The sequence below is a fragment of the Caulobacter segnis genome, from assembly GCF_019931575.1.
GTDB lineage: Bacteria > Pseudomonadota > Alphaproteobacteria > Caulobacterales > Caulobacteraceae > Caulobacter > Caulobacter segnis_C.
The window spans coordinates 4,640,169-4,660,384 of the sequence record NZ_CP082923.1; the positions used below are offsets into that span (position 1 = coordinate 4,640,169).

Annotated in this window: 19 protein-coding genes, 1 tRNA gene and 1 pseudogene; 12 read left to right on the top strand and 9 right to left on the bottom strand. The window is 65.5% G+C overall.

Going from position 1 to position 20,216, the window contains the following annotated elements:
* Nucleotides 1-46 precede the first annotated feature (46 nt).
* Nucleotides 47-679 carry a TetR/AcrR family transcriptional regulator gene (locus K8940_RS21060; protein ID WP_223392000.1) on the top strand — a complete coding sequence of 211 codons (633 nt, stop codon included), beginning with the start codon at nt 47-49 and terminating at the stop codon, nt 677-679.
* 35 nt (nt 680-714) lie between these two features.
* Here K8940_RS21060 and K8940_RS21065 read toward each other — a convergent pair whose 3' ends face one another.
* The gene (locus K8940_RS21065) at nt 715-2,997 is read right to left on the bottom strand and encodes a restriction endonuclease (RefSeq protein ID WP_223392001.1); all 2,283 of its coding nucleotides are present in this window, start codon (nt 2,995-2,997) and stop codon (nt 715-717) included.
* A 92-nt stretch (nt 2,998-3,089) separates the two neighbouring features.
* Nucleotides 3,090-3,803 (bottom strand): hypothetical protein, encoded by a 714-nt coding sequence (locus tag K8940_RS21070; protein ID WP_223392002.1) that lies wholly within the window; start codon nt 3,801-3,803, stop codon nt 3,090-3,092.
* 236 nt (nt 3,804-4,039) lie between these two features.
* Between K8940_RS21070 and K8940_RS21075 the strand changes: the two genes are divergently transcribed.
* A complete protein-coding gene (locus K8940_RS21075) occupies nt 4,040-4,330 on the top strand; it encodes a hypothetical protein (RefSeq protein WP_223392003.1) in 291 nt (96 codons plus the stop codon).
* Between the two features lie 20 nt (nt 4,331-4,350).
* Here K8940_RS21075 and K8940_RS21080 read toward each other — a convergent pair whose 3' ends face one another.
* Nucleotides 4,351-5,157 carry an N-acetyltransferase gene (locus K8940_RS21080; protein WP_223392004.1) on the bottom strand — a complete coding sequence of 269 codons (807 nt, stop codon included), beginning with the start codon at nt 5,155-5,157 and terminating at the stop codon, nt 4,351-4,353.
* A gap of 257 nt (nt 5,158-5,414) precedes the next feature.
* Between K8940_RS21080 and K8940_RS21085 the strand changes: the two genes are divergently transcribed.
* Together K8940_RS21085 and traG are read left to right on the top strand one after the other, a co-directional pair.
* Nucleotides 5,415-5,816 carry a hypothetical protein gene (locus K8940_RS21085; protein WP_223392005.1) on the top strand — a complete coding sequence of 134 codons (402 nt, stop codon included), beginning with the start codon at nt 5,415-5,417 and terminating at the stop codon, nt 5,814-5,816.
* Between the two features lie 324 nt (nt 5,817-6,140).
* A pseudogene (traG, locus tag K8940_RS21090) lies at nt 6,141-7,451 on the top strand (IncP-type conjugal transfer protein TraG); the annotation flags it as partial.
* Here the strand turns inward: traG and K8940_RS21095 are convergent.
* Nucleotides 7,368-7,820, bottom strand: coding sequence for a ParB/Srx family N-terminal domain-containing protein (locus K8940_RS21095; protein ID WP_223395936.1), 453 nt, complete (start codon nt 7,818-7,820; stop codon nt 7,368-7,370). The pseudogene traG and the gene K8940_RS21095 sit on opposite strands and share 84 nt — an antisense overlap.
* Before the next feature lie 304 nt (nt 7,821-8,124).
* Between K8940_RS21095 and K8940_RS21100 the strand changes: the two genes are divergently transcribed.
* The 3 genes from K8940_RS21100 to K8940_RS21110 all read left to right on the top strand — a co-directional run bounded on the left by K8940_RS21100 (nt 8,125) and on the right by K8940_RS21110 (nt 11,728).
* Nucleotides 8,125-9,159 carry a hypothetical protein gene (locus K8940_RS21100; RefSeq protein ID WP_223392006.1) on the top strand — a complete coding sequence of 345 codons (1,035 nt, stop codon included), beginning with the start codon at nt 8,125-8,127 and terminating at the stop codon, nt 9,157-9,159.
* A 316-nt stretch (nt 9,160-9,475) separates the two neighbouring features.
* Entirely contained in the window at nt 9,476-11,395 is a 1,920-nt protein-coding gene (locus tag K8940_RS21105) for a hypothetical protein (protein ID WP_223392007.1), read from the top strand.
* A gap of 78 nt (nt 11,396-11,473) precedes the next feature.
* Nucleotides 11,474-11,728: a hypothetical protein gene (locus tag K8940_RS21110; protein WP_223392008.1), complete on the top strand. Its 255-nt coding sequence runs from the start codon at nt 11,474-11,476 to the stop codon at nt 11,726-11,728.
* 91 nt (nt 11,729-11,819) lie between these two features.
* On the opposite strand, the gene K8940_RS21115 is transcribed toward K8940_RS21110, so the two are convergent.
* The gene (locus tag K8940_RS21115) at nt 11,820-12,344 is read right to left on the bottom strand and encodes an antirestriction protein ArdA (protein WP_223392009.1); all 525 of its coding nucleotides are present in this window, start codon (nt 12,342-12,344) and stop codon (nt 11,820-11,822) included.
* Between the two features lie 533 nt (nt 12,345-12,877).
* Between K8940_RS21115 and K8940_RS21120 the strand changes: the two genes are divergently transcribed.
* From K8940_RS21120 to K8940_RS21130, 3 genes are all read left to right on the top strand, one after another.
* Nucleotides 12,878-13,723 carry a hypothetical protein gene (locus K8940_RS21120; protein WP_223392010.1) on the top strand — a complete coding sequence of 282 codons (846 nt, stop codon included), beginning with the start codon at nt 12,878-12,880 and terminating at the stop codon, nt 13,721-13,723.
* A gap of 207 nt (nt 13,724-13,930) precedes the next feature.
* Nucleotides 13,931-14,296 carry a hypothetical protein gene (locus K8940_RS21125; RefSeq protein ID WP_223392011.1) on the top strand — a complete coding sequence of 122 codons (366 nt, stop codon included), beginning with the start codon at nt 13,931-13,933 and terminating at the stop codon, nt 14,294-14,296.
* Nucleotides 14,296-15,879, top strand: a complete 1,584-nt coding sequence (locus tag K8940_RS21130) for a hypothetical protein (RefSeq protein WP_223392012.1) — start codon at nt 14,296-14,298, stop codon at nt 15,877-15,879. Before K8940_RS21125 ends, K8940_RS21130 begins: the two co-directional genes overlap by 1 nt.
* A gap of 27 nt (nt 15,880-15,906) precedes the next feature.
* Here K8940_RS21130 and K8940_RS21135 read toward each other — a convergent pair whose 3' ends face one another.
* Nucleotides 15,907-16,734: an FRG domain-containing protein gene (locus K8940_RS21135; RefSeq protein WP_223392013.1), complete on the bottom strand. Its 828-nt coding sequence runs from the start codon at nt 16,732-16,734 to the stop codon at nt 15,907-15,909.
* Between the two features lie 114 nt (nt 16,735-16,848).
* Complete coding sequence (locus K8940_RS21140) at nt 16,849-17,088, bottom strand: hypothetical protein (protein WP_223392014.1); 240 nt, start codon at nt 17,086-17,088, stop codon at nt 16,849-16,851.
* A 219-nt stretch (nt 17,089-17,307) separates the two neighbouring features.
* Between K8940_RS21140 and K8940_RS21145 the strand changes: the two genes are divergently transcribed.
* Nucleotides 17,308-17,703, top strand: a complete 396-nt coding sequence (locus K8940_RS21145; RefSeq protein WP_223392015.1) for a thermonuclease family protein — start codon at nt 17,308-17,310, stop codon at nt 17,701-17,703.
* 195 nt (nt 17,704-17,898) lie between these two features.
* Here the strand turns inward: K8940_RS21145 and K8940_RS21150 are convergent.
* Nucleotides 17,899-17,975, bottom strand: a tRNA-Arg gene (locus K8940_RS21150).
* A 252-nt stretch (nt 17,976-18,227) separates the two neighbouring features.
* Here K8940_RS21150 and ggt point away from each other — a divergent pair.
* Nucleotides 18,228-19,970 (top strand): gamma-glutamyltransferase, encoded by a 1,743-nt coding sequence (ggt, locus tag K8940_RS21155; protein WP_223392016.1) that lies wholly within the window; start codon nt 18,228-18,230, stop codon nt 19,968-19,970.
* Between the two features lie 7 nt (nt 19,971-19,977).
* Here ggt and K8940_RS21160 read toward each other — a convergent pair whose 3' ends face one another.
* Complete coding sequence (locus tag K8940_RS21160; protein WP_223392017.1) at nt 19,978-20,208, bottom strand: hypothetical protein; 231 nt, start codon at nt 20,206-20,208, stop codon at nt 19,978-19,980.
* Nucleotides 20,209-20,216 lie beyond the last annotated feature (8 nt).

Here is a 20,216-nt window from a genome sequence, read left to right on the forward strand (position 1 = left end):
GCTGTGCTAGAGGCACAGCGTGTAGGCCGTTGCGGGAGGGGCGTGCGTGAACGACAAGGCTCAGGCCACCTCGGCCAAGACCGGGATCGATCTGACGACGCGTGGCGCGCGGCGGCGAGAGGAACTGCTCGAAGCGACCTTGCGGATCATCGTGCGCGAGGGCCCCGGCGCCGTGACCTTGCGATCGGTCATCAAGGAGGCCGGCGCCGCTCACGGTTCGGTGCTCTACTATTTCGGATCGCGCGAGGAGATGGTCCACGCCGCCCTTCGCCAGGTCGCCGACAAGAACATCGCAGCCCTTGCAGCCGCATGGTCCTCGTTCGACGCGGCAGGTGCTGATCCAGCCAGACTGGCGGCGCTGATCGCCCGTCACTCCATGCGGCAGATGATCGAGGACCGCGCCATGGGCGTGACGATCCTCGAGCTTCATCTTGCCGCCGCGCGCGACGCCAGCCTCGCCCCTGCGCTTCGCGATTGGGGACGGGCCTACGCTCTAATCGCCCAGCAAACCTTCGTCGCGCTCGGGTCCAAAGCGCCCGAAATGGACGCGGCAATGCTGACCAACTTGATCAATGGTCTGGTTCTGCGCGAGCTTTCGCTGCCCCGATCCGATTTCGAGGCCGAAGTGCTCGAACCGTCGATCCGGCGTCTGCTTTGGGCGGTGGCTCACGGCGGGTGATCAGCGCGCCAAGACAATCACGGGACGGAGCCCGATCAGGTTTCGTCGTTTTTGCGAAGCGTGTCGAAGAGATCGGCGGCGTACCTTCGGACATGCCGCTCGTCCCGTGTGGGACGATGGTCCCACGGGACCGTCGGCGAGGTGCTACGCGTTTCGTCCTCTTCCCAACCAGCAAGTTCGGTCTTCACGCCGTTCATGGGTCCGCGCAACTCGATGCTCAGCACAGTCTCACATATGCGAAGGTTGTGTCTGAGCAGTTCGAGGTCATCGCGGCGACGACAATCGCGGATGCGATCGCCCATATCCGAAGCCCAGCCATAGGCGACATGGCTCAAAGCTTCACGGTCGGCATCACTTGGCTGTCGCTCCAGTTCGATCAGGGCGACCACATCGGCCGGCTCGAAGGTGTAGTGGGTCTGGCGAACAAGGGCCGACCAGAGTTCGCGCCATTGTTCGCGGGTTACGAGACCATCGAACTGGGGCGTTTTGAGCAGATGCAGCACGTGCAGCGCGGCGGGGAAATCTGGCCCGTTGCTAGCCCAAATCGCCTTGGTCTGCTCGGCGACGTTAGGGACCTGAGCCTTCAGTTCAGCGAGATCAAACCTCACGGCCAGCTCGGCGGCGAGCGCCAGCCGCTCCTCAATTCCAGGAAGCCACTGAATCTCGAGCAGTCCATCCTTGGTGATTGACGGCGCTTCCAGAGCGCGCAGCACACCGCGCACCCATTGCGCCGTGCGGCGGGCCATCAATGACTTGATAGGATCACCTATCGTTCTCGACGCCAGGGTCCAGATTGTTTGGACTTGATCCAACCAGAGCGCGCCCGAAAGCACATCGATCGCGTTCTCGGGCGTCTCTGTCAGGACAGCGTTCATCAGGTCCCTGACGGAAGGGTCGAGGAACTCGACGCGCCATGGGCCGACCCGAATGAAGGCTCCGGAAAGAACGCGCAACGCCGTGCGGAAATCGCTCGGCCCAGACGCAAAGCCCCAACGTGCGCATCTCCCCGCATGGAGTTGCGTGAAGGCTTCCTCCAGCGCGGCGTGGGGCGCCTCGCCGTCGAGGCTGTGAAGGGCGAGTAGAAGGCTTCGTCCGGCTTCGCTGATCTGCTGCTCGTAGGCGTGCTTCCAAATCTCGGACGGATCATCGAGAAGGCGACGTGCGAAGTCCGCGTAGCCGGTCTGGAGACACGTCTGCAGGCGGCGCGGCGAGGTCAGCCACTCCACGATCCGCGGTGCGTATTTCGGATGGTCGATGATCTCTTGGTAAAAGTCATCGGCCAGCAGCTGATCCATCAAGCCGTCCGGCAAGTCGCTGGCGAAGGCGTGATTGTAGAGGATGTGAGCGCGCTCGAAGGTCGTGTAGGCGCCGACTTCGACGACGTATCGGTGGTCGGTGACCATCGCGTGGCGCAAGCGCTCGGACGCGAGAAGGGCGTCGCTGAGGATGTGCTCCCGTGTTGTCAGGATCAAAAGCTTGTCCGGATCTCTAGCCACCGCGGCGATGAAGTCGGTGATGGCGCGATCCTCGTTTCGCACGAGGGGAGAGCCGCCTTCGCCCAGGAAGGTCGCACCCAGAAAATCATCGTAATAGAAGATCCGTCGCTCGCCAGGCTGCAGGAGGTGTCGGACCTCGGCCAGGCTGTTGCGCGCGATGGCAGGATCGTAGCCGTCTGCAAACTTCTCATAGAGCAGGTTGTCGGCGATCGTCGTCTTGCCCACCCCCGGGTTGCCCGAGAGGATCAGGATACGCTCAGCCTCGAGCTTCGCCTTGGCGTGGTCAAAGGCCCGGGTCTGGGCGAAGCGCGCGCGGTTGTCCTGGATGCGGGCGTAGTCGAACGCCGTTTGCAGCGCCTGGGCGTTGTGAAGCACCCGTTGAAGGACGGCGGTGCTGGAGACCCACAGCTTGTAGTGCCGCAGCTCAACGTCCTTGTTCAGGCCCAGGAGATTGTTGAGGTCCTCGGAGCCGAGGATGTCGGCCGTATCGCCGATCCCCAGGATCGCGGCCAGCTCGGTCTTGTTGTCGTTGGAAAGTTCGACGCTGGTGACGAGGTAGTAGCGGCTGGGAGGCGGCCGCATCTTGGCGACCTTGGCCGCCTCGGCGCGCACGGCACGCACCAGGGCTCGATAGCCCGACTTCCTCAGATGCTTGGCCTGGACGATCCTGTTCTCGCCATCGCTGGCGTAGCGGAGATCAACGCCACCATCGCGACCGCTCTTGAAGGATTGGAACAGCACCCCATCGCGGGCCTGGAGCAGGTCGCGGGTCAGGATCTCAAAATCGAGGGGCGAGAGGGTGTGAAAGTCGTAGTCCGGCAATGCCCCTTCCCCTGACCAGGGACCGGCGTGGCCCCACGGACTTGACCAGCAATGACGGGTAAGCCCGCCTCTGACAATCTTCAGGTTGCAGCCTATTCGACGCCCGCAAGAAATCTGACGTAGCAGGCCACCCCTTCCCGGCGCGGGTCGCCCGGGCTGCACCAGTCGCCATCCAAGCGGGCAATGGAGTCGGCACCCTCGATCACCAGACCGGCGCCATTCATTTGGAGCCAGGCTCGCGCGGCGTTGCGAATGTCGTGAAGCGTGAGGAAGCCGAAGATCGGGCCAGCACTCAACATCATGCGCTCGACGAAGAGCACCCGTCGATCCTGAATGTAGGTGTCCACTCCGGCCACCGCTCCAACGATTGTGCTCGGGTCCGACATGGCGGTGATCCGAGACGCGGCATTGACGCATGCCGTATTGGTTGGCGCGCAAGCGAAGGCGATAGCTTCGAGGGGTTCGTCGTCGTTGATCAATTGACCGATAAGGGCGCCGGCGAGAAGCAAGAGCGCCAGCCGCCTGCCCCTCCATTGGGGATGGACAATGACCTGGACGATTTCGAGGATCAGTGAGCCTTCCGACGCCGGGGCTCCCAGCCCAACCCCTATAAGTCGGCGCCTTGGACCGTCTTCAAACAGCAGAACCATCTGCCCAAAGGTGATGTGCTGCTGAACATCAGCGAGCGAAAGCGCGATAACTTGGTTCTCGCCATAGGCTGCCGAGAACCGGAGGACTTCCATCGCCAGGTGGCGATCGGCGGCGGTTGTGCGTCGAAGGCCCAACTCGCGAGGCTCGGTCGACATCTCTCTTGTCTCCAGGGGCGGCCGCCACTTTATGGCTGCAGCTGGCCGCCCGAAGGTCACAGGGACCAAAAACTAACGCAGCATAACGGACTTTTCACATCGCAATTACGTGAACCGCATCTAGATCATTTTTCGCATTTTAATGCGAATGTCGCGAGGTTGTCACGGAAACGTCATTAGCGCATTTTAATGCTCTTAGGCATCAAGTATGCAAACTTGGTGGTTAGGAGGATCAGATGGCTCTGCCGACCCCGCGGACCTTCGTTGAGGTCCTGTTGATTGAGGAAGTGGTCAAGCATGTGGCGACGGGCGGCGACGTCCTCGAAGCCGCCGCGCGCTTGGGAGAGATGTCGCAGTTCGAGCAGATCGGGCTCGCCGTCGCGTTCTGGATCGGCCTCAGCGCCGCCTGGCGGTGGGTGCTGGCCCTGTGGCAAGTGGTGGCGATCAGCTACTGGCCGTTCCTGACGCTCGTCGCCGTCAAGGCGGTCGAGGTCTGGGCCAAGCTCGTGGACTGGTGCGCCAAGTAGGGCGAAGGCCGCTGCGGGCTCTAGGCCCGCAGACGGCCCAGCTCACGCCAGTCGTCCTCGATCAGGCGCCAGATCAGAACCTTCGGCAGGCCGCCTCGCGCCAGCAGCCGGACTTGCGGCTTCACGGCCGTCCGTTCTGGATCATCTTCCGGGCAGTACCACCTTCCATCGAGGAAGATGACGGCGGTGTCGTCACACCAGACGAGGCCCTCGGGCTCGGCCATCTGGAGCCACATCTCGGCGGCTTCCTTGATGAACTCCCGCCAGATCATGCCCATCATCGGCTCATCCCCCCAATCGGGGTGCTCGTCATAGGACAGCATGCGACGGCCGATGATGTCGTTGAGCTCCGTGAGGTGGCCCAGAAACTCGCTAGCCGGCTTGAGCAGGTTGGTCGCCTTGGCGCCGGCCGAGAGACAGGCTTCGTTGGCCGGGTCACAGGTGAACATGATGGCGCTGAAGTAGTCGTGGTTGATGGCCTGGCTCATCAGAGCGCCGGCGGCCAACACCTTGGCCATCGCCTTGCCGCGCAGTTCGGGGATGACGATCGTATGCGCGATCTCAAGGACCGGGTCGTCGTGGTGTGACAGCGTGCCAAAGGCGACGCCGACCAGCTTCTCACGCCCGCCCTTGAGCTGAAAAAGCAGAACGGTTTCGCCGTTCCGAATGTGTTCCCGAGTCTCCTCGACCGTTCGCTCGAAAACCTCGCCGTTGCCGTGCTTCTTGGCGAACCGCTTGATTAGCTCGGCGCGATGCACGTCCTGCTCGGTCGTATGCCGCAGGCGGTATTGGGTTCGCGGATTGTCCCAGACGAGTTGCATCGCCATCGGTCACTCCCCTAGTCACAAAGGTCAACCAATCCGAAACGCTACGCTAGACCCCCGCCCCATTTGGCCCCGAAAGAGACCCGCCCTTGTCACATTAGGGGACCAAAGGATCTTTTCGGCAAGTAGGTTCGTTTTTGGTGACGCTATTGTGAAACGCCGTGTTAAGCCGTTTGAGCAATAAAATGCGAAAATGTCTTGGCGAGACAATGCGAACCGGGGTAAGTCACCCAGCGTGTGAGGCCCAGAAGAGAGAGATCATGACCCATGAGAACCGATCAGAAGCTTCCCCGCTCTCCCCTTTCCAGGCTCTCTACCTCGCCGATACCGCCCGATTGGGGGAGTTGATCGCCGCCGTTGAGGGTGATTGGAGCCGGCAGACTTTCCACCACGCCATGTGGCTGGTGATGGCCTTTGGCGGCAACCAGACCGTCTTCGCCAACGAGCACGGCTATCAGCCCACGACCGTCAGCCGATGGGTGAACGGCACCAAGGCTCCGCCGCGGCTTCGCCGAGGTCCGATCGTTCGCGACGCCTTTGCGCACCTAAAGAAGGTGATGCTGGCGTCGCCGCCGGTCGTCCTGCGCGACTTTTCGGAAGACGACGAGACGCCCGCGCCCGATCGCAAGGTCGCTGGCCGACCGAGGATGCACCTGGCCTAGGCCGGGCAAGACCCACAAAAACGTCCCTGAAGGCTCCCGCCCGGCTCAAAAGGCCGGGCTCCTTTCTTCGGGACGCCCACGGATCCTGACCGGGGCGTTGGAAAAGCCGTGCGAGGGCCCCCAGGGTTTTGGCGCGAGCGCTTGAACATGCCGCTAGGCACCCCGATCAGGACCTCCGTGGACTAGGCCGCCGACGTGCGCGCGTCAAAGCGCGCCTACGCCAACGCCTGTCTTTGCCCGCCACCGCACGATCCACGCGCGCCAGCTCTGGCCTCTGATCGCCGCCGCCCGCTTTGTGCTGGGCGAGGTGACCAAGGTAGCGTGATGACGGCGGCGAGGATCCAGTGGCTTCCGATCTTGATCGTCGCGGCCATCGTCCTGACCACGACCTGGACCGCCACGCAGTGGACCGCGTCAGCCCTGGGCGACCAGGCCGGACTTGGCCCGCCGTGGTTCGTATTGGCCGGACATAGGATCTACCCGCCGCCGGCCTTCTTCTGGTGGTGGTTCGTCTATGACGCCTATGCGCCGCGCATCTTCCTTCGCGGGGCGATGATCGCCGCCTCGGGCGGTCTGCTGTCAGCCGCCGTTGCGATCGGCATGTCGGTTGCCCGTGCCAAGGAACGCGGCCAGGCCGACACCTTTGGGTCTGCGCGCTGGGCCAGCGATCGGGAAATCCGGCGGGTGGGCCTCCTGAAGGACGACGGCGTCATCCTTGGCCGATACGACGAGGCCTATCTGCGCCACGCAGGACCCGAGCACGTTCTCTGCTTTGCCCCGACACGGTCGGGCAAGGGGGTCGGCCTAGTCGTTCCAACCCTGCTGACCTGGCCCGGCTCGACGATCGTTCACGACATCAAGGGGGAGAATTGGTCGCTCACGGCCGGCTTTCGGGCGCGCCTTGGCAAGGTGCTGCTGTTCGACCCTACCAACCCCGAGGCTTCGGCCTACAATCCCCTGCTCGAGGTCCGGCAGGGCGAGAGCGAGGTCCGCGATGTGCAGAACATCGCCGACATTCTGGTCGATCCGGAAGGTAGCCTCGACAAGCGTAGCCATTGGGAGAAAACCTCCCACTCGCTCTTGGTCGGCGCGATCCTCCACGTCCTCTACGCCGAGCCCGACAAGACCCTGGCCGGGGTGGCCAACTTCCTCTCCGACCCCAAGCGCACGATCGAGCAGACGCTCAGCGTCATGATGCGAGCCGCTCACCTGGGCGAGGCCGGCCCCCACCCCGTCGTGGCTTCCGCAGCCCGGGAGCTGCTGAACAAAAGCGATAACGAACGATCGGGCGTGCTCTCAACCGCGATGACCTTCCTTGGGCTCTACCGGGACCCCGTTGTGGCCAAGGTCACCTCGCGTTGCGACTGGCGGATTAGCGATCTCGTCCACAGCCCCTGCAGCCTCTACCTGGTCGTCCCGCCGTCCGACGTGAGCCGCACCAAGCCGCTGATCAGGCTCATCCTGAACCAGATCGTCAGGCGGCTGACCGAGACGCTGACCGGCGTCGCCCAGAGGCAGAAGCTCCTGCTAATGCTCGACGAGCTGCCGGTCCTAGGACGGCTCGACTTCTTGGAAAGCACTTTGGCGTTCATGGCCGGCTACGGCGTGCGGGCGTTCTTGATCACCCAATCGCTTGCTCTGGCGGCTGACGTTCTCGTCGAGGGAGATTTCGCCGGGGTCGTTGGTGGTGTCGATCACGCACCGAACGGGCGCCCCCTTGGGCAGGGCCTTGCGCTTGGCCAGCAGGCGCAGGGCTTGGCGGCGGCCTTCGCCGATGGTCACCAGATAGTAGCCGGTCTCGCCGCCGTCCTCCTTCACCTCCGGCTCGACCACGAGCGGCTGCAGCAGGCCCTTGGCCTTGATGCTGGCCGCGCGCGCCTCGATCACCTGGGCCGAATGGCCCACGCGCCGGGCGTTGCGCGGCGAGGCCTTCAGGCGGTTGAGGGGGATGTCACGCACCTCGCCGACTTGGGCGGCGGGGGTGGTTTGGGAAGTCGCAGTCATGTCTGCCTCCTTGGGGTCAGGTCGCAGGCGCAAGGCGCGCCTGCGGCCTTGCCCGTCGGCGAGACCGGGGGTGCAAGCGAAGGAGCGGCTTCGCGGGGACCCGGCTGCAGGGCTTGGAGGCCCGAAGGTTCACGAGGGTTCGACAAAGCCCGAAGCTGGGCGGAAGGCGCTTCGCAGCGCGCTGGGGGCAGCGCCCCAAGCCACGCGGCCGCGGGAGCGGCCGGAAAAGGCCGAGGCGGCCCGCCTATGCCGGCGACGCGCTTGGCTCTGGGCGCCGGCCTGATCGTGGGTTTAGCTTGACGGTATGACCCATGAGCCCGCCCCTGGTTCGGACCCTGCAGACCAGAGCTGGATCTTCGACCAGGACAAGGTGCTGCCCGGCGACGTCGTTCTCGAACGGGCCGAGGGCAAGCAAAGCGACGCGATCGCCCGACTGTCGGGCGGCGAGTTCAGCCATGCCCTGATCCGCGTCGATGGAACCGACTTCATCGAGGCGATCGGCGGCGGCTCTCGCACCATCGCCGTGGCCCGGGTCGTGATCAAAGATCCCTCGCGCTGGCGGCTGCTGCGCTATGTCGGCGCGCGCAAGTACAGCCGACTGGTCGCGAACCAGGCGGCGCTTGAGGCGCGCGGGCTCACCTTCCGAGGCTACAATCTCAAGGGCGCTCTGGCCTCGATCACGCCGGTTCGGATCAAGGATCCGTCGGCGCTCTTCTGCTCTGAACTGGTGGCCGAGGCGTTCCAGCGGGCTCAAGCGCCAGGGTTCGAGGGCGACACCAGCAAGGTGACCCCGGCCAGTCTGGAAAAGTCCAAGGCGTTCGTTTCGATCGAGCCTCTGCCGTTGATACCCGCGCCATTCGATCTGCCGGCGGACCGCTCGGCCGCCTACGCGCCCACCGGTATGAACCGGGAGAACCAGATCTGTCAGGCCGCCTACGCCGCGGTCGCGGCCGACCTGGCGGTGCTTGAGCCCAGCCGCGGGCCGGTGCGCTGGCCACCCGGTGATATTCACGAGGTGATCAACCTGATGGCCTTCTGCGATCCTGCTCTTGGACGGCCAGTCGCCGACAAGATCCATGCGATCTTCGAGGCGAGCGGCTACTATCACCTGCTCGACCCGGTGAAAGCCGAGGTGCTCAGCCACGCGCCGACGGCAAGCCTCCAGGTGGTCCAAGGCTGGCGCAACTCGTTTGGGCGCGCGGCCCAGAATGCCGAGACCTCGGCGGGCTACGCCGCGCAACGGCCCTGGCCCTTGTGGCAAGCGCTCGCCGCCCTCCACACCCGCAATGCGACGTTCTTCGCGACGCTGGTGGCGCGGTCGCCCTATCCCGATCTCTGAGCGCGACACTCGGCTCTGCGCCGAGGCCGGCGTAAATCCGCAAAGCCGGCTCCACGGAAAGGCGCAAACGTTCAAAGCCGTATCGACGGGATTTCGGTTTCCCGGAAAGCTGGCCCGTAATGCCGGAGCGGCGACGCCAAGTTAATTCAAGATCAACCATGGCGCGAAAATTAACTCGGCCGACCACCTTGCGGTCACGCTTGGCTACGCCATTCTTCTCTATGGGGCTCTACGTCCCCATCTGACGCGACCAGCCGGCTTTCTGTGCGCGTGCAAAACCGGAGAAGCGGCTTTGAGCGAGCCAGACCCAGGGCCTTTGAACCGCGCCACGCCGCCGGCGATCACGCCGCTGGGCTATGTGGACCACTCCGAATACGGCGACAAAGGCGTCAAGCTGGCCTACGCCGAGCAGCCCGACGGGGCCATCGTGAAGGTCGATCGGCTCGAGCCGGGTCTTAAACACGATCTGATCTGCCCGGTATGCCGCAAAGCCGTTCACCGGGTCCGCAACAGGTACGACCGGCTCTTCTTCCGCCACACCTCGGACGCGGCCGGCTGCGGCGGTCCGGAGACCAACGCCCACATCTGGGCCAAGGCTCAATTGCTGGAGGCCAAGGCGGTCTGGCTGCCGGAGGTCCTGTCGCGCTTCGCGGAGGTCAACGAGCCCCTTCAGGACGCGCGCTGGTTCAAGTTCATCGACGTCTTGATCGAGCCCGTGCGTGGCGACTTGCGGCCCGACCTGGTCGTGCAGGTCAAGGCACCGGAGGGCGAGATCCGCGAGCTGTGGATCGAGATCCACGTCACGCACAAATGCGGCCCTCGCAAGAGGGCGAAGATCGAGGCCCGGGCCCAGGCCACGATCGAGATCGACCTGTCGGCATTTCGGACCTCGCACGATGCGCCGGCGATCCGGGCCGCCCTGCTGGAAGGCAAGGACAATCGGGAATGGCTCTTTCACAAGGCCCAGGCCGAGGATTTCAGGGTGCGCACCCAGCGCGCCGAAGAGGCGAAGGCCGCCGCCGAAGCGCGCCTTCGCGCCAAGGCCGGGCGTCTGGTGGCCGCGATGCGCTCGGCGCGGATGCTGGCGCCCGAGCCTGGTTTGACCGCGATCATCACCAAGATCGCGGACCATGGGCTGGGGGACGTCGTGGGCCTTGCCGGACCAAAGGCTGGGTTTCGCGTCTCCCAGACCGGCTGGCAGTCGGTGATCTGGAATAGTTTGGTGGTCACGCGCCAGGAAGCCGATCGCGGGGATCTGCCCCTGAAGGCGGCAACGGCGCTTGCGGCGCTAACGGACTGCCTGCCGCCTCCGCTGCAAGGCGTCCTGTCGCCGGAGGTCATCGAAGCGGCCCGACAGATCGACCCCGGGTTCGTGGCGCCTCAGGAGGCCATCGAGCGCTACTTCGAGACGCTCATGCAGCGCGGTGAGTTGTGGCAGGGCCGAGAGGGCGCCTGGTTTGTCCGTCATGAGCGAGGCTCGGCGCTCTATCGGCGGATTGAACATTTCCGACGCGTGCGCGATCGCGTGAAACAGGTCGGCAAACGGGTGAACGGCCTCATTGCCCAGCTTCCGTCCCCGACCTCGTTCGACATGGCGGCCTGGCTCGATCAGCCGTGTCTGGGCGAGTATTCACCGCGCCAGATGATCGAAGGGCGCGAAGCCCTGTGGGACAGCTTCGATGCAGCCCTGCAGGGGATCGAGCGGATGACGCTCGGCTGGCGGCACGTCGATCAATTGCTCGGGCTCCCGATCGAACCGCTGAGGGACGCCGCCCTCGCCCGCGAAGCCGAGGCCAGAGCCAAAGCCGCCCGCGAAAAGGCCCAAGCTGAGGCCAAGGAGGCGCAGGATCGTGTCGAGGCCATCGAGGCTTCGGCGCGCCTGCACCTGGGCGACGGCGCCGAGGCCTGGCTGGACGAGGGCCCGTCCGAGGGGCTGTCCTTCCGGCTGTTGGCGGGCCAAAGCAGCGGAGGTCTCGAACGCGCCCGCAACGCCCTTTGGGCACGTCTCCGAGAGATCGAAGCCGAGGCTGAACGGCAAAAGCGCTGGACCCGCAATCTCGCCGAACTGGGCCGGCAGGTGTTCAAGTTCTACGACGAGGTCAAAGGCCGCGTGTGGATGAACGGCAGCCATCCCAAGCTCGGCGGAATGGCCCCGAGGGACGCCGCCCGGGAAGACGCCGGGCTCAAGGCGAGCCTGGCGCTCCTACCTCGCAAGCCCGAGCGTTCCGGCCACTAGGGACCAACGCCTGCGACCCGACGCCGCTCCGCGTCGCTACGCGCTTGCGCCGGCCCCCAACATGGTGAACGTGCGCCGATGTCCAAGTACGAGCCCCTGCGACGCTACCTTGCCCGGCAACGGGCCGCGCGCGTCGAGATGACCTTCAACGAGATCGAGAACATGATCGGCGCGCTCCTGCCCAAGGCGGCGGCGCGTGCGGTGTGGTGGGACGAAGCGGCGGCGAGCGGCGGCGCCGTTCAAACCCGCGCCTGGCGCGGCGCCGGCTATCGCGCCCAGCTCGGGACCAATGAGCGGGTGGTCTTCGAGCGGAACGCGACCCTGACCTCTTGAACCGGTGACCCGCGCGGCGCCCCCAAAGGGCGCCGCGCCCGGCCCCCGACGCTCGGGAGCCAGACTTGGCCAGCCCTCGTCCTTGCCAGGCCTAGCGCCCCCAGAACACATGCACCTCGCCATGAGGGGCCTCGAGCGTGAAGACGTCGCCGTTGATCGAGGCGTCACGGGCCATGGCGTCATAATCGATGTAGTAGCGCAGGCTTTCCGGGATGGCCGTGGTTTCCTCGGTCAGCTCCTGGAAGTAGTCGGCCAGACGCGCGAACACCCCCCGATATCCATCGTCGAGCGCCTCGGCCGCTGCGGAGAGGTCGCCGCTCAGATGCTCAAGCACCAAGGCGCCCAGTGGGCCACGCTCGCGCAGGAAGCCGGCGATCTCGACCACCCGGTCGATCCCCGCATACTCGGCGATCTCCACGCCCCCAAAGTCCTCATAGTCATGGATGGCGTATTCTTCCGCGCCCGCGATAGGCGAGCTTGCGAGCATGGCGGCGATGGCCTCGCGTACATCGTCGGCGTCCTCGACGTCGATCCATGCCCCATGCAGGTGTCCGTTATTGTAGGCCGCCAGACAGGCGACATAGATCCGGGGCTCCAGGCTCTCCGCGTCAGCCATCTTGCTCTCTCCTTGGGTCGTCGGGTTGCGGACGCAGAAGGCGCGTCTGCAACCCGGCGCCCGTCGGCGAGACCGGGGGTGCAAGCGAAGGAGCGGCTTCGCGGGGACCCGGCTGCAGGGCTTGGAGGCCCGAAGGTTCACGAGGGTTCGACAAAGCCCGAAGCTGGGCGGAAGACGATCCGAAGTGCGCTGGGGGCGGAGCCCCAAGCCTTGCGCGCCCGCATGTCGGGCGCTGATGACAATGAAGCCTGTACAGGAGAGCGCGCGACGCGCGCTCGGGAGGCGGCGTCGAGCGATCGGCGGCAGGCCAAAGCCTGCCCGAAGGGACACGCCCGCAGGAGCCGCGAGCCGGAGGCGGCCCGAAGGGCGCGGCGGGACCGAGCGTGTCCGCCGATCGCTCTCCTGATGGGTCGCCAGCGCCGTGTAGCCAGCGTGACGGCTTCCATCACGGCGGCATTTGGCTGAGTGTGGCCAGCTTAGCCTTAGAATTGGGCGCGCCTAGCCCCGTCCGCCGCGAGAAGGAAAGCGATCGCATGAAGATGCTGAGCGTCGGATCCCAGGGCGTGGTCAATCTCATCCTCGACAAGGTCGAGATCCAAACCACCCTTGGGGGTTTCGAGTTGGTGTTCTGGCTCCAGGGCCAGACCGTGACGCCCAACCCAGACTATTGGGCCCTCGTTCATAGCGCCGACGTCCTGGTCGATGGCGCTCAAGGCCGCCTGGCTGGACTCGGCCTTGCCCGTCCGGCGACACCCCTGCGCTTTGCCACCAGGCCAACGCCCTCAACCGTAAGCGTGCAATTCAGGCTTTCCGTAACCGCGCATCAGTTGGCGGCGATCGAGACGCTGCGAAACTGCGGCGACCTGACGTTCAAACTGGTCGTCTCGGGCGAGGGCGGTCCGCGTTCCGATCCTGACCGCATTGAACGGATCCATGAGGACTTCTGGCTTCGCGAGGAGCGTTCAGCCTGGATCGACAAGTTGGTGGCGGCCAAGGCTTTGGACGTCACGCTTCTCGAAATTCCGATGCCGTTCGTCGATCCGCCCGAGGCCCATCGAACGCTCACGGAAACGCTGCGGCGAGCGCAGCATCTCTTCGCCGAGGGGCGCTATCCTGAGAGCATCACCTGCTGCCGCACGGCGCTCGACGCGCTGGCTGTGCTTGAAGGGCGTGCGGAGGGCTGGGCCAACAAGGCGCTCGAACGCTGCGGCACGGACCGTCGCGGCATGACCAAGGAGCAGCGGCAACTCGCGGTCGAGGGCGCCCTCGTTCATTTCAGCCACTTGGGCGCCCATCCAAATGAGGTGCAACTCGACCGACGAGACGCCAAGCTCGTCATTGCGCTGACTGCCAGTCTCCTTGCATTCCACGCAGGGTGACCGGACTAGCCGTGAGTGGGCGACTTGCCTCTTCTTGTCCGTGGACTCGCCTCAGCTCCTAGGAGATCGATCTGAAGGCGCCCCCGAAACCGCGCACGCATAACATTGATACGCGGAATGTTACCGTGTAGGTTGTTCTCGTAGCCGGGGGGCTTTTCCATGATCTTTCGAGGCAGATTGCAGCGTGGGCTCGTGGTCCGCGCCAAGATGACCAACCTGGGCGCGGGCAATATCCAGCTGCGCTATCGCGGCGGCCAGGGCGGTCCTACCAGTGGGCTCTTGCTGGCCCCGACGGCCGGCGGCGGTTCCAAAGGACCGCCTGAGTGGAGCTTCTCGACCGATCACGTCGCCCAATGGGTTACAGACGGCCTCCCGATTGAGTTTCTGATCACCTTCCAAGGCGGCGCGATCGACGGAGACGCCATCGGCCGGCTCATGGTCAGTCAACAAGGAAACGCCTTGCCAGCGGACGAGGATGGCGAGGCTCTTCCGGCGGACGGCCAAGGCTACGTCCAAGTCGTGACCATCCAGGCCGGCGGTCGCTCGCGGGTCTTCAGCGTGATGCTCACCTGATGCGCCGGCTCACGACGGCGACGCTGCTAGCCGCTGCGGTAAGCATCGCGGGAAATGCCATCGCGCAGGATGGCCCTCAGGAAGCGACTTTGAAGAAGCGCGACCCAGCCAACGAGGGCATCTTCGGTTTCGACTATGGCGCGCCGACATCACCGGCCTTGAGCCTGGCCGGACTTTCGCCGGACAAGACGACCGTTTCGACTAGCTTCAAGCCCTTCATTATCAGCCTGCCCTCGCTTGGCGACGGGGCGGCGGGAGAAAGCGCTGGCCTGGACGTTTCCATGGCCTGGCTGTTCGGCGGCCCCAAGCGCAACACCCTGGGCGACTACCGAAAGCTCGATCCGATCAGCCAGGTCCTTTGGCGCGGCCATCTGGGTTGGGGCGGCACGAACGGGGACGACGCAGGCGGCGACGCCAAGAAGGCGAAGGCCTCCCGCATGGCCTTGTCCTACAGCACCTCACTCCTGCGGCTCAGCGACCCCTTGCTGCAGAAGACCGCGGCCGGCGACTGGCTCTTCGACAGTTGCGTGCAAGGGATCTCCGAGTGGGGCCTGCACGACGCGACGGTGAATGCTTTTGCCGAGAGAGACTACCGACTGGATGGCTTACGCAATCGCCTGGGGAGCGGCGCGCCGCTGTCGGCCGGCGATCGCGCCCAGCTTGTCGCGCTCTTCGGCACGCCGACTTCGGCCGACCCGCCATTGCCGACTTTGCCCGCTCCGGACAAGCAGGAGATCGAGGCGCTGAGCTACCTGAAAGCGCTCGCCGAGAAGCGGGGCAACGCAACGCGGGTTGCAGAGTACGAAACCTTGATCGCGGAGGCGCAGAACCTCCCCGCCAAGGGAGCGCCCAATGCCGAGCCGGCATTCGACGGCGCCGAGCGGGCCTACTACATCAAGGCGCTGAAGGCCTTGCTCGCGAAGCAGTACAAGGCCGCCGACAAGGTCTCCGACAGCTACGCGGAACGGCTCGGGATCACCGAGAAGATCAACGGCTGCAAAAAGGCCGTTTCCAAGCAGGCGATCTACCAACCGCAGATCAACGTCGGCCTTGCGACCCTGTGGACCGGCAACAACGGGGACATGGAGGATTTCGACCCAGCCGGCCGAGCCGTGTGGATCGGCGCCCGCTATCCCCTGGCGCGCGTGATCGGTAAGAAGCCTGGCGACGAAGAAGCCGGCCTCTTGCGCTACCTCATGGTGGGGGTCAGCGGTCGGTTCGGTTGGAACGAGACCTTGGAGACCGGCGACGACACGACGCCGAAGTTCAGGGCCGACAGCTCCAGTGTCTGGGTCGGCATCGAGCACGTCACGCAGAAGACCCAGCTCGCCGCTCAGTACGGCTGGATGGACGTCGATGCTCGCGATCCGGCCCAGGCTGCTTTCTCGCGAGACGGCGAGCGCTGGCTCGTCTCGGCCAAGCGTCGGATCAGCAGCAAGGAAAACGGGATCTGGGCGGCGTTGAGCTATGGCAAGGCTAGTGGGACGTCGGACCTCTTCGACGACAAGGCCTTCACCTTCAGCGTGATCTTCGGCCCACCGGACGCGCCGAACCTGTTCGGCACGAAAACCAAGGACAAATAGGCGATCACGGCGCGCCGCCTCTCGATCTCAGGTCAATAGCGGCGCGACGTCGGCCTTGATCTTGTCCGTGAGCTCCTGAAGCCAATCCTTCGTCGGCGGATAGAGCGCGGCTTCCGGAACCACTGGGAAGGCGTCATTCGCCCAGAAGGTGGCGGGGTTGAAGCGGAACTTGGCGACGATGCGCCGGCCGAAATCCATCTCGTAGTGATCGTACTTGAGGGCCTGAGCCACACCGATCATCTCGGGGTACTCGCCCAGGAGATAGCCCTCCTGGATATGAGGGCGCAGCGCCGAAGGTGGGCAAACGCTCGAGAGCCGAACGATCTGCAGCCCACTCTCAGCATTAGCGGTGATGGCGCCGCTGATGTTCGGGACCGCCAGCACGTAAAGGTAGGCTTCGCGCGTCTTGCCCAAAGAGGCGAACGAGGCGGCGATCCGCAGGGATTGCGAGACGTCGAGCAGCGGCGTGGGGCAAACCTCGTAGTGCTGCAGTATGGACCAGCGCAGCAGACGCTCCCGGGCCACACGCTGGCGGCCGAGGCGCTTTTTGGCGTCGTACCCATCCGAAAGGGCGGCCTCGGCCTCATCGAGCGCCTTGAAACGCTTCTCGACCAGACCCTTTGCAAGGGTCTTCTTCGCCGGCGGCGCGCGAAAGATCGTCGGGCGCAACATGGTCAGGTGTTTGGTGCTCAGATAGTCGCCGGCCTGGCCGCGAAACAGCATGACGTGGGCGCGATTGCGCCACTGTAGTTCGGCGACCTTTGAGGCCAAGGTCGGATAGCTGTCGACGAAATAGCCTGGATCGGCGCGAACCTTGGTGTTCGTCACCTCCAAAGCCTCGGTCGCGGTGCTCAAGAACGACCACAGCCGCGTGCGTCCGACCGGTTCCATTCCGCCTGCCCCCGTCTGCCTTCAGAACAGCTCTTTCCAACCCTAGCGCAGGCTGCGGGCGGGCGCCGCCTCTTCGACCTAGCGAGCGTGACGGTCGGCCCCGTACCAACGCAGGAATATCCAGCCGCCGATGGCGATGCTGAAGGACCACACCCCCACCGACCGGAGCGTGGAGAAGAAACGGCCGGGCTCGATGTCGAGACTGGCGGGGTAGCCACCGATGACCACGGTCAACCAGGTCAGGCTTGCGACGACCAAGGTCACAACGGCTCCGGCGAGCACGATACGAGCCACCCACCTGGTCAACGACACGATCATTGGAAAAGCGCCTCCGACGGGGCATCGCGAAACTGCGAGGGCGGTTGAACATGGCCTCCAGGCTCTGACCCAGCAAGCGGACTGCGCGACCACAGTTGCGATTGATGGGCTGCCGATGGGGTTCTGCTGGTGGCGTCTGTGTGGAGCCCTTATCAGGCAAAGCTCGCCCCCGATGAATCGCCTCGGGCGCCGGTCCAGACCCGGAGCCACACCATACTGATGTTGTTTGCTGTCGCGGCCTCGATCATCGCCTGCACCGCGCCCGCCGTTCACGACGGCGACACCCTTCGCTGCGGCGATGAGCGGGTTCGTCTGTTCGGCGTCGACGCCCCAGAAGTTCGCCGAGGCAAAACGCCCGCCGAGCCCTTCGCCTACGAAGCTCGCGACGAACTCATACGCCTGACGCGCGGTCGGGTGGGGTGCCGATTTGTCGAGCGCGATCACTACGGCCGCTTCGTTGGCCGGTGTTGGTCGGACGCGACGCCAGACATCAACGCGGCCCTGATCCGGTCAGGCCTGGCCACGGAGTATCGACGCTACAGCAAAGGCGCCTACCGGGCGGCGGAAGACCAAGCGCGCGCCGCCAAGCGCGGACACTGGGCGAACGGCCAATAAGCGTCGGAGAAATCACGCCTCATTCAGGCGATTCCATCGGCGAGCCGTGGCGAACCGTATCGTCGGATGGCGAGGTCGAGCGACCATTGAGCCGCAATGCTTGCGAACCCCAGTGCAAAACCCAGTGCAAATCGCACGACTGCACTGGGGCGCTCGCGCCACCTGCGGTCAGGTCATTGATTTTCTTGGAGAAAATGGCGCGCCCGGAACGATTCGAACGTCCGACCCTCAGATTCGTAGTCTGATGCTCTATCCAGCTGAGCTACGGGCGCGCACTGCCTTGCGGCGAGGCGGGGGAGATAGCCGGTTCAATCCGGGGACGCAAGCCCGGTTTCGCGGATAATTTCGAAAAGTTTGGCGCATCGGCGTTCGATCGGCGCCCCGCCCTTGCACGGCTGAGGTTCAGGCGGACGGATTGAGGCCGGCGCCAGACTAACTGGGCGTGACAGCATCGCCCTATTGGTGTCCATGGGCGCTTTCGGGATGGCGGGCAGGCCCTCCCTTTACGTCTGTCGAGGATCCGTATGCGTCGTCTCGTGTCCCTGCTCGCCCTCTCCGCGGCCCTCCAACTGACCCTCTCGCCCGTCGCGGCCCTGGCCGAGTCGATCCCGCTGGGCATGCCGACGCCGAAGCCGGCTTCGACCTCGCTCGCGAGCAAGGGCATGGTCGCCGCAGCCAATCCTCTGGCGGTCGAGGCGGGCCTTCGGGTGTTGCGCGACGGCGGTTCGGCCGTCGACGCGGCCGTGGCCATTCAGGCGGTTCTGGGCCTGGTCGAGCCTCAGAGTTCGGGGCTGGGCGGCGGCTCCTTCCTGGTCTTCTACGACGCCAAGAGCGGCAAGGTGACGGCCTATGACGGCCGCGAGACGGCGCCCAGCGGCGCGGGGCCTGACATGTTCCTGGGCGCCGACGGCAAGCCCCTGCCCTTCGTGACGGCGGTGCTGTCGGGCCGCTCGACCGGCGTGCCGGGGGCGGTGGCCATGCTGGCCCAGGCCCAGAAGGAGCACGGCAAGATCGCCTGGAGCACGCTCTTCAGCGACGCCGAGAAACTGGCCGACGACGGCTTCGTGGTCAGCCCGCGCCTGGCCGGCATGATCAACAGCACGCGCGCGCCCCAGGCCTCCCAGCCTGACGCGGTGAAGTACTTCACCAAGCCCGACGGGACCCGCTACCAGGCCGGCGACGTGCTGAAGAACCCGGCCTATGCCGAGACGGTCCGCAAGATCGCCGCCCAAGGCCCCTCGGCCCTGCTGGAAGGCCCGATCGCCCAGGCGATCGTCGATCGCCTGCACGAGGGCGACCTGCCCAGCAGCATCACGCTGGAGGACCTGAAGCGCTACAAGCCGCGCTCGGCCCCGGCCCTGTGCCAGCCGTGGAAGGTCTACACGGTCTGCGTGCCCAACCCGCAGTCCTCGGGCCTGGCGGTGATCCAGGCGCTGAAGATGCTGGAGCACACCGACATCGGCAAGCGCGGCCCGACCGATCCGGTGGCCTGGACCCTGCTGGCCCAGGCCGAGCGCGTCATGTACGCCGACCGCGACCGCTATGTCGGCGACCCCGCGTTCGTGACCGTGCCGGTCGCCGGCCTGCTGGACCCCAAGTACGTCGCCGACCGCGCCAAGCTGATCACGCCGACGGCCGGTGAGGCGCCGCCCTTCGGCCACCCCAAGGGCGCGCCCAAGGTCGGCGTCGACATGACCAAGGAGCCAGGCGGCACCACCCACCTCGTCGTGGTCGACACCGCCGGCGACGTCGTCTCGATGACCACCACGGTCGAGAGCATCTTCGGCAACGGCCGGATGGTGGGCGGCTTCTTTCTGAACAACCAGCTGACCGACTTCTCGTTCGCGCCAAAGGAGAAGGACGGCGCTCCGGCGGCCAACGCCATCGCGGCGGGCAAGCGGCCGCGCTCGTCGATGGCCCCGCTGATCGTGCTGGACAAGAAGGGCAAGCTGGTCGCCGCCCTGGGCTCGCCCGGCGGCAACGCCATCCTGTCCTATAACCTCAAGGCCATGGTCGGGCTGTTCTACTGGGGCCTGAACATGCAGCAGGCCGTGTCGCTGCCGAACGTCGTCGCGCGCGGCGACACCTATTCAGGTGACGCCGACCTGTTCGGCCCGGCGATGCTGGCCGCGCTCAACGCGCGCGGCGTCAACGTCAAGGTCGGCCAGATCGAGGGCTCGGGCCTGCACGGCGTGATCGTGCGTCCCGGCGGCATGCTGGAAGGCGGCGCCGATCCGCGTCGCGAGGGCGTGGCCAAGGGCCTCTAAAGGGGTGTCAGGTGTGGGCCTGGTGCTCTTCCAGGCCCGCCTCGACCTCGGCCCGGGAGAAGACCTCCTCCTGCCCGTCGATCAGCAGTTCGGCGTCGGACGCCTCCTGCACCGCGACCATGGCCGCCACGCGGCGCAGGGCGCTCGGGGCGTCGGGCGCCTCCACCGTGATCTCGTGGATCGGCGCGCTGTCGGGCGAGGCGCCGATCATCACCGCGATGGTCCAGGTGGTCGTCATCGGATCCT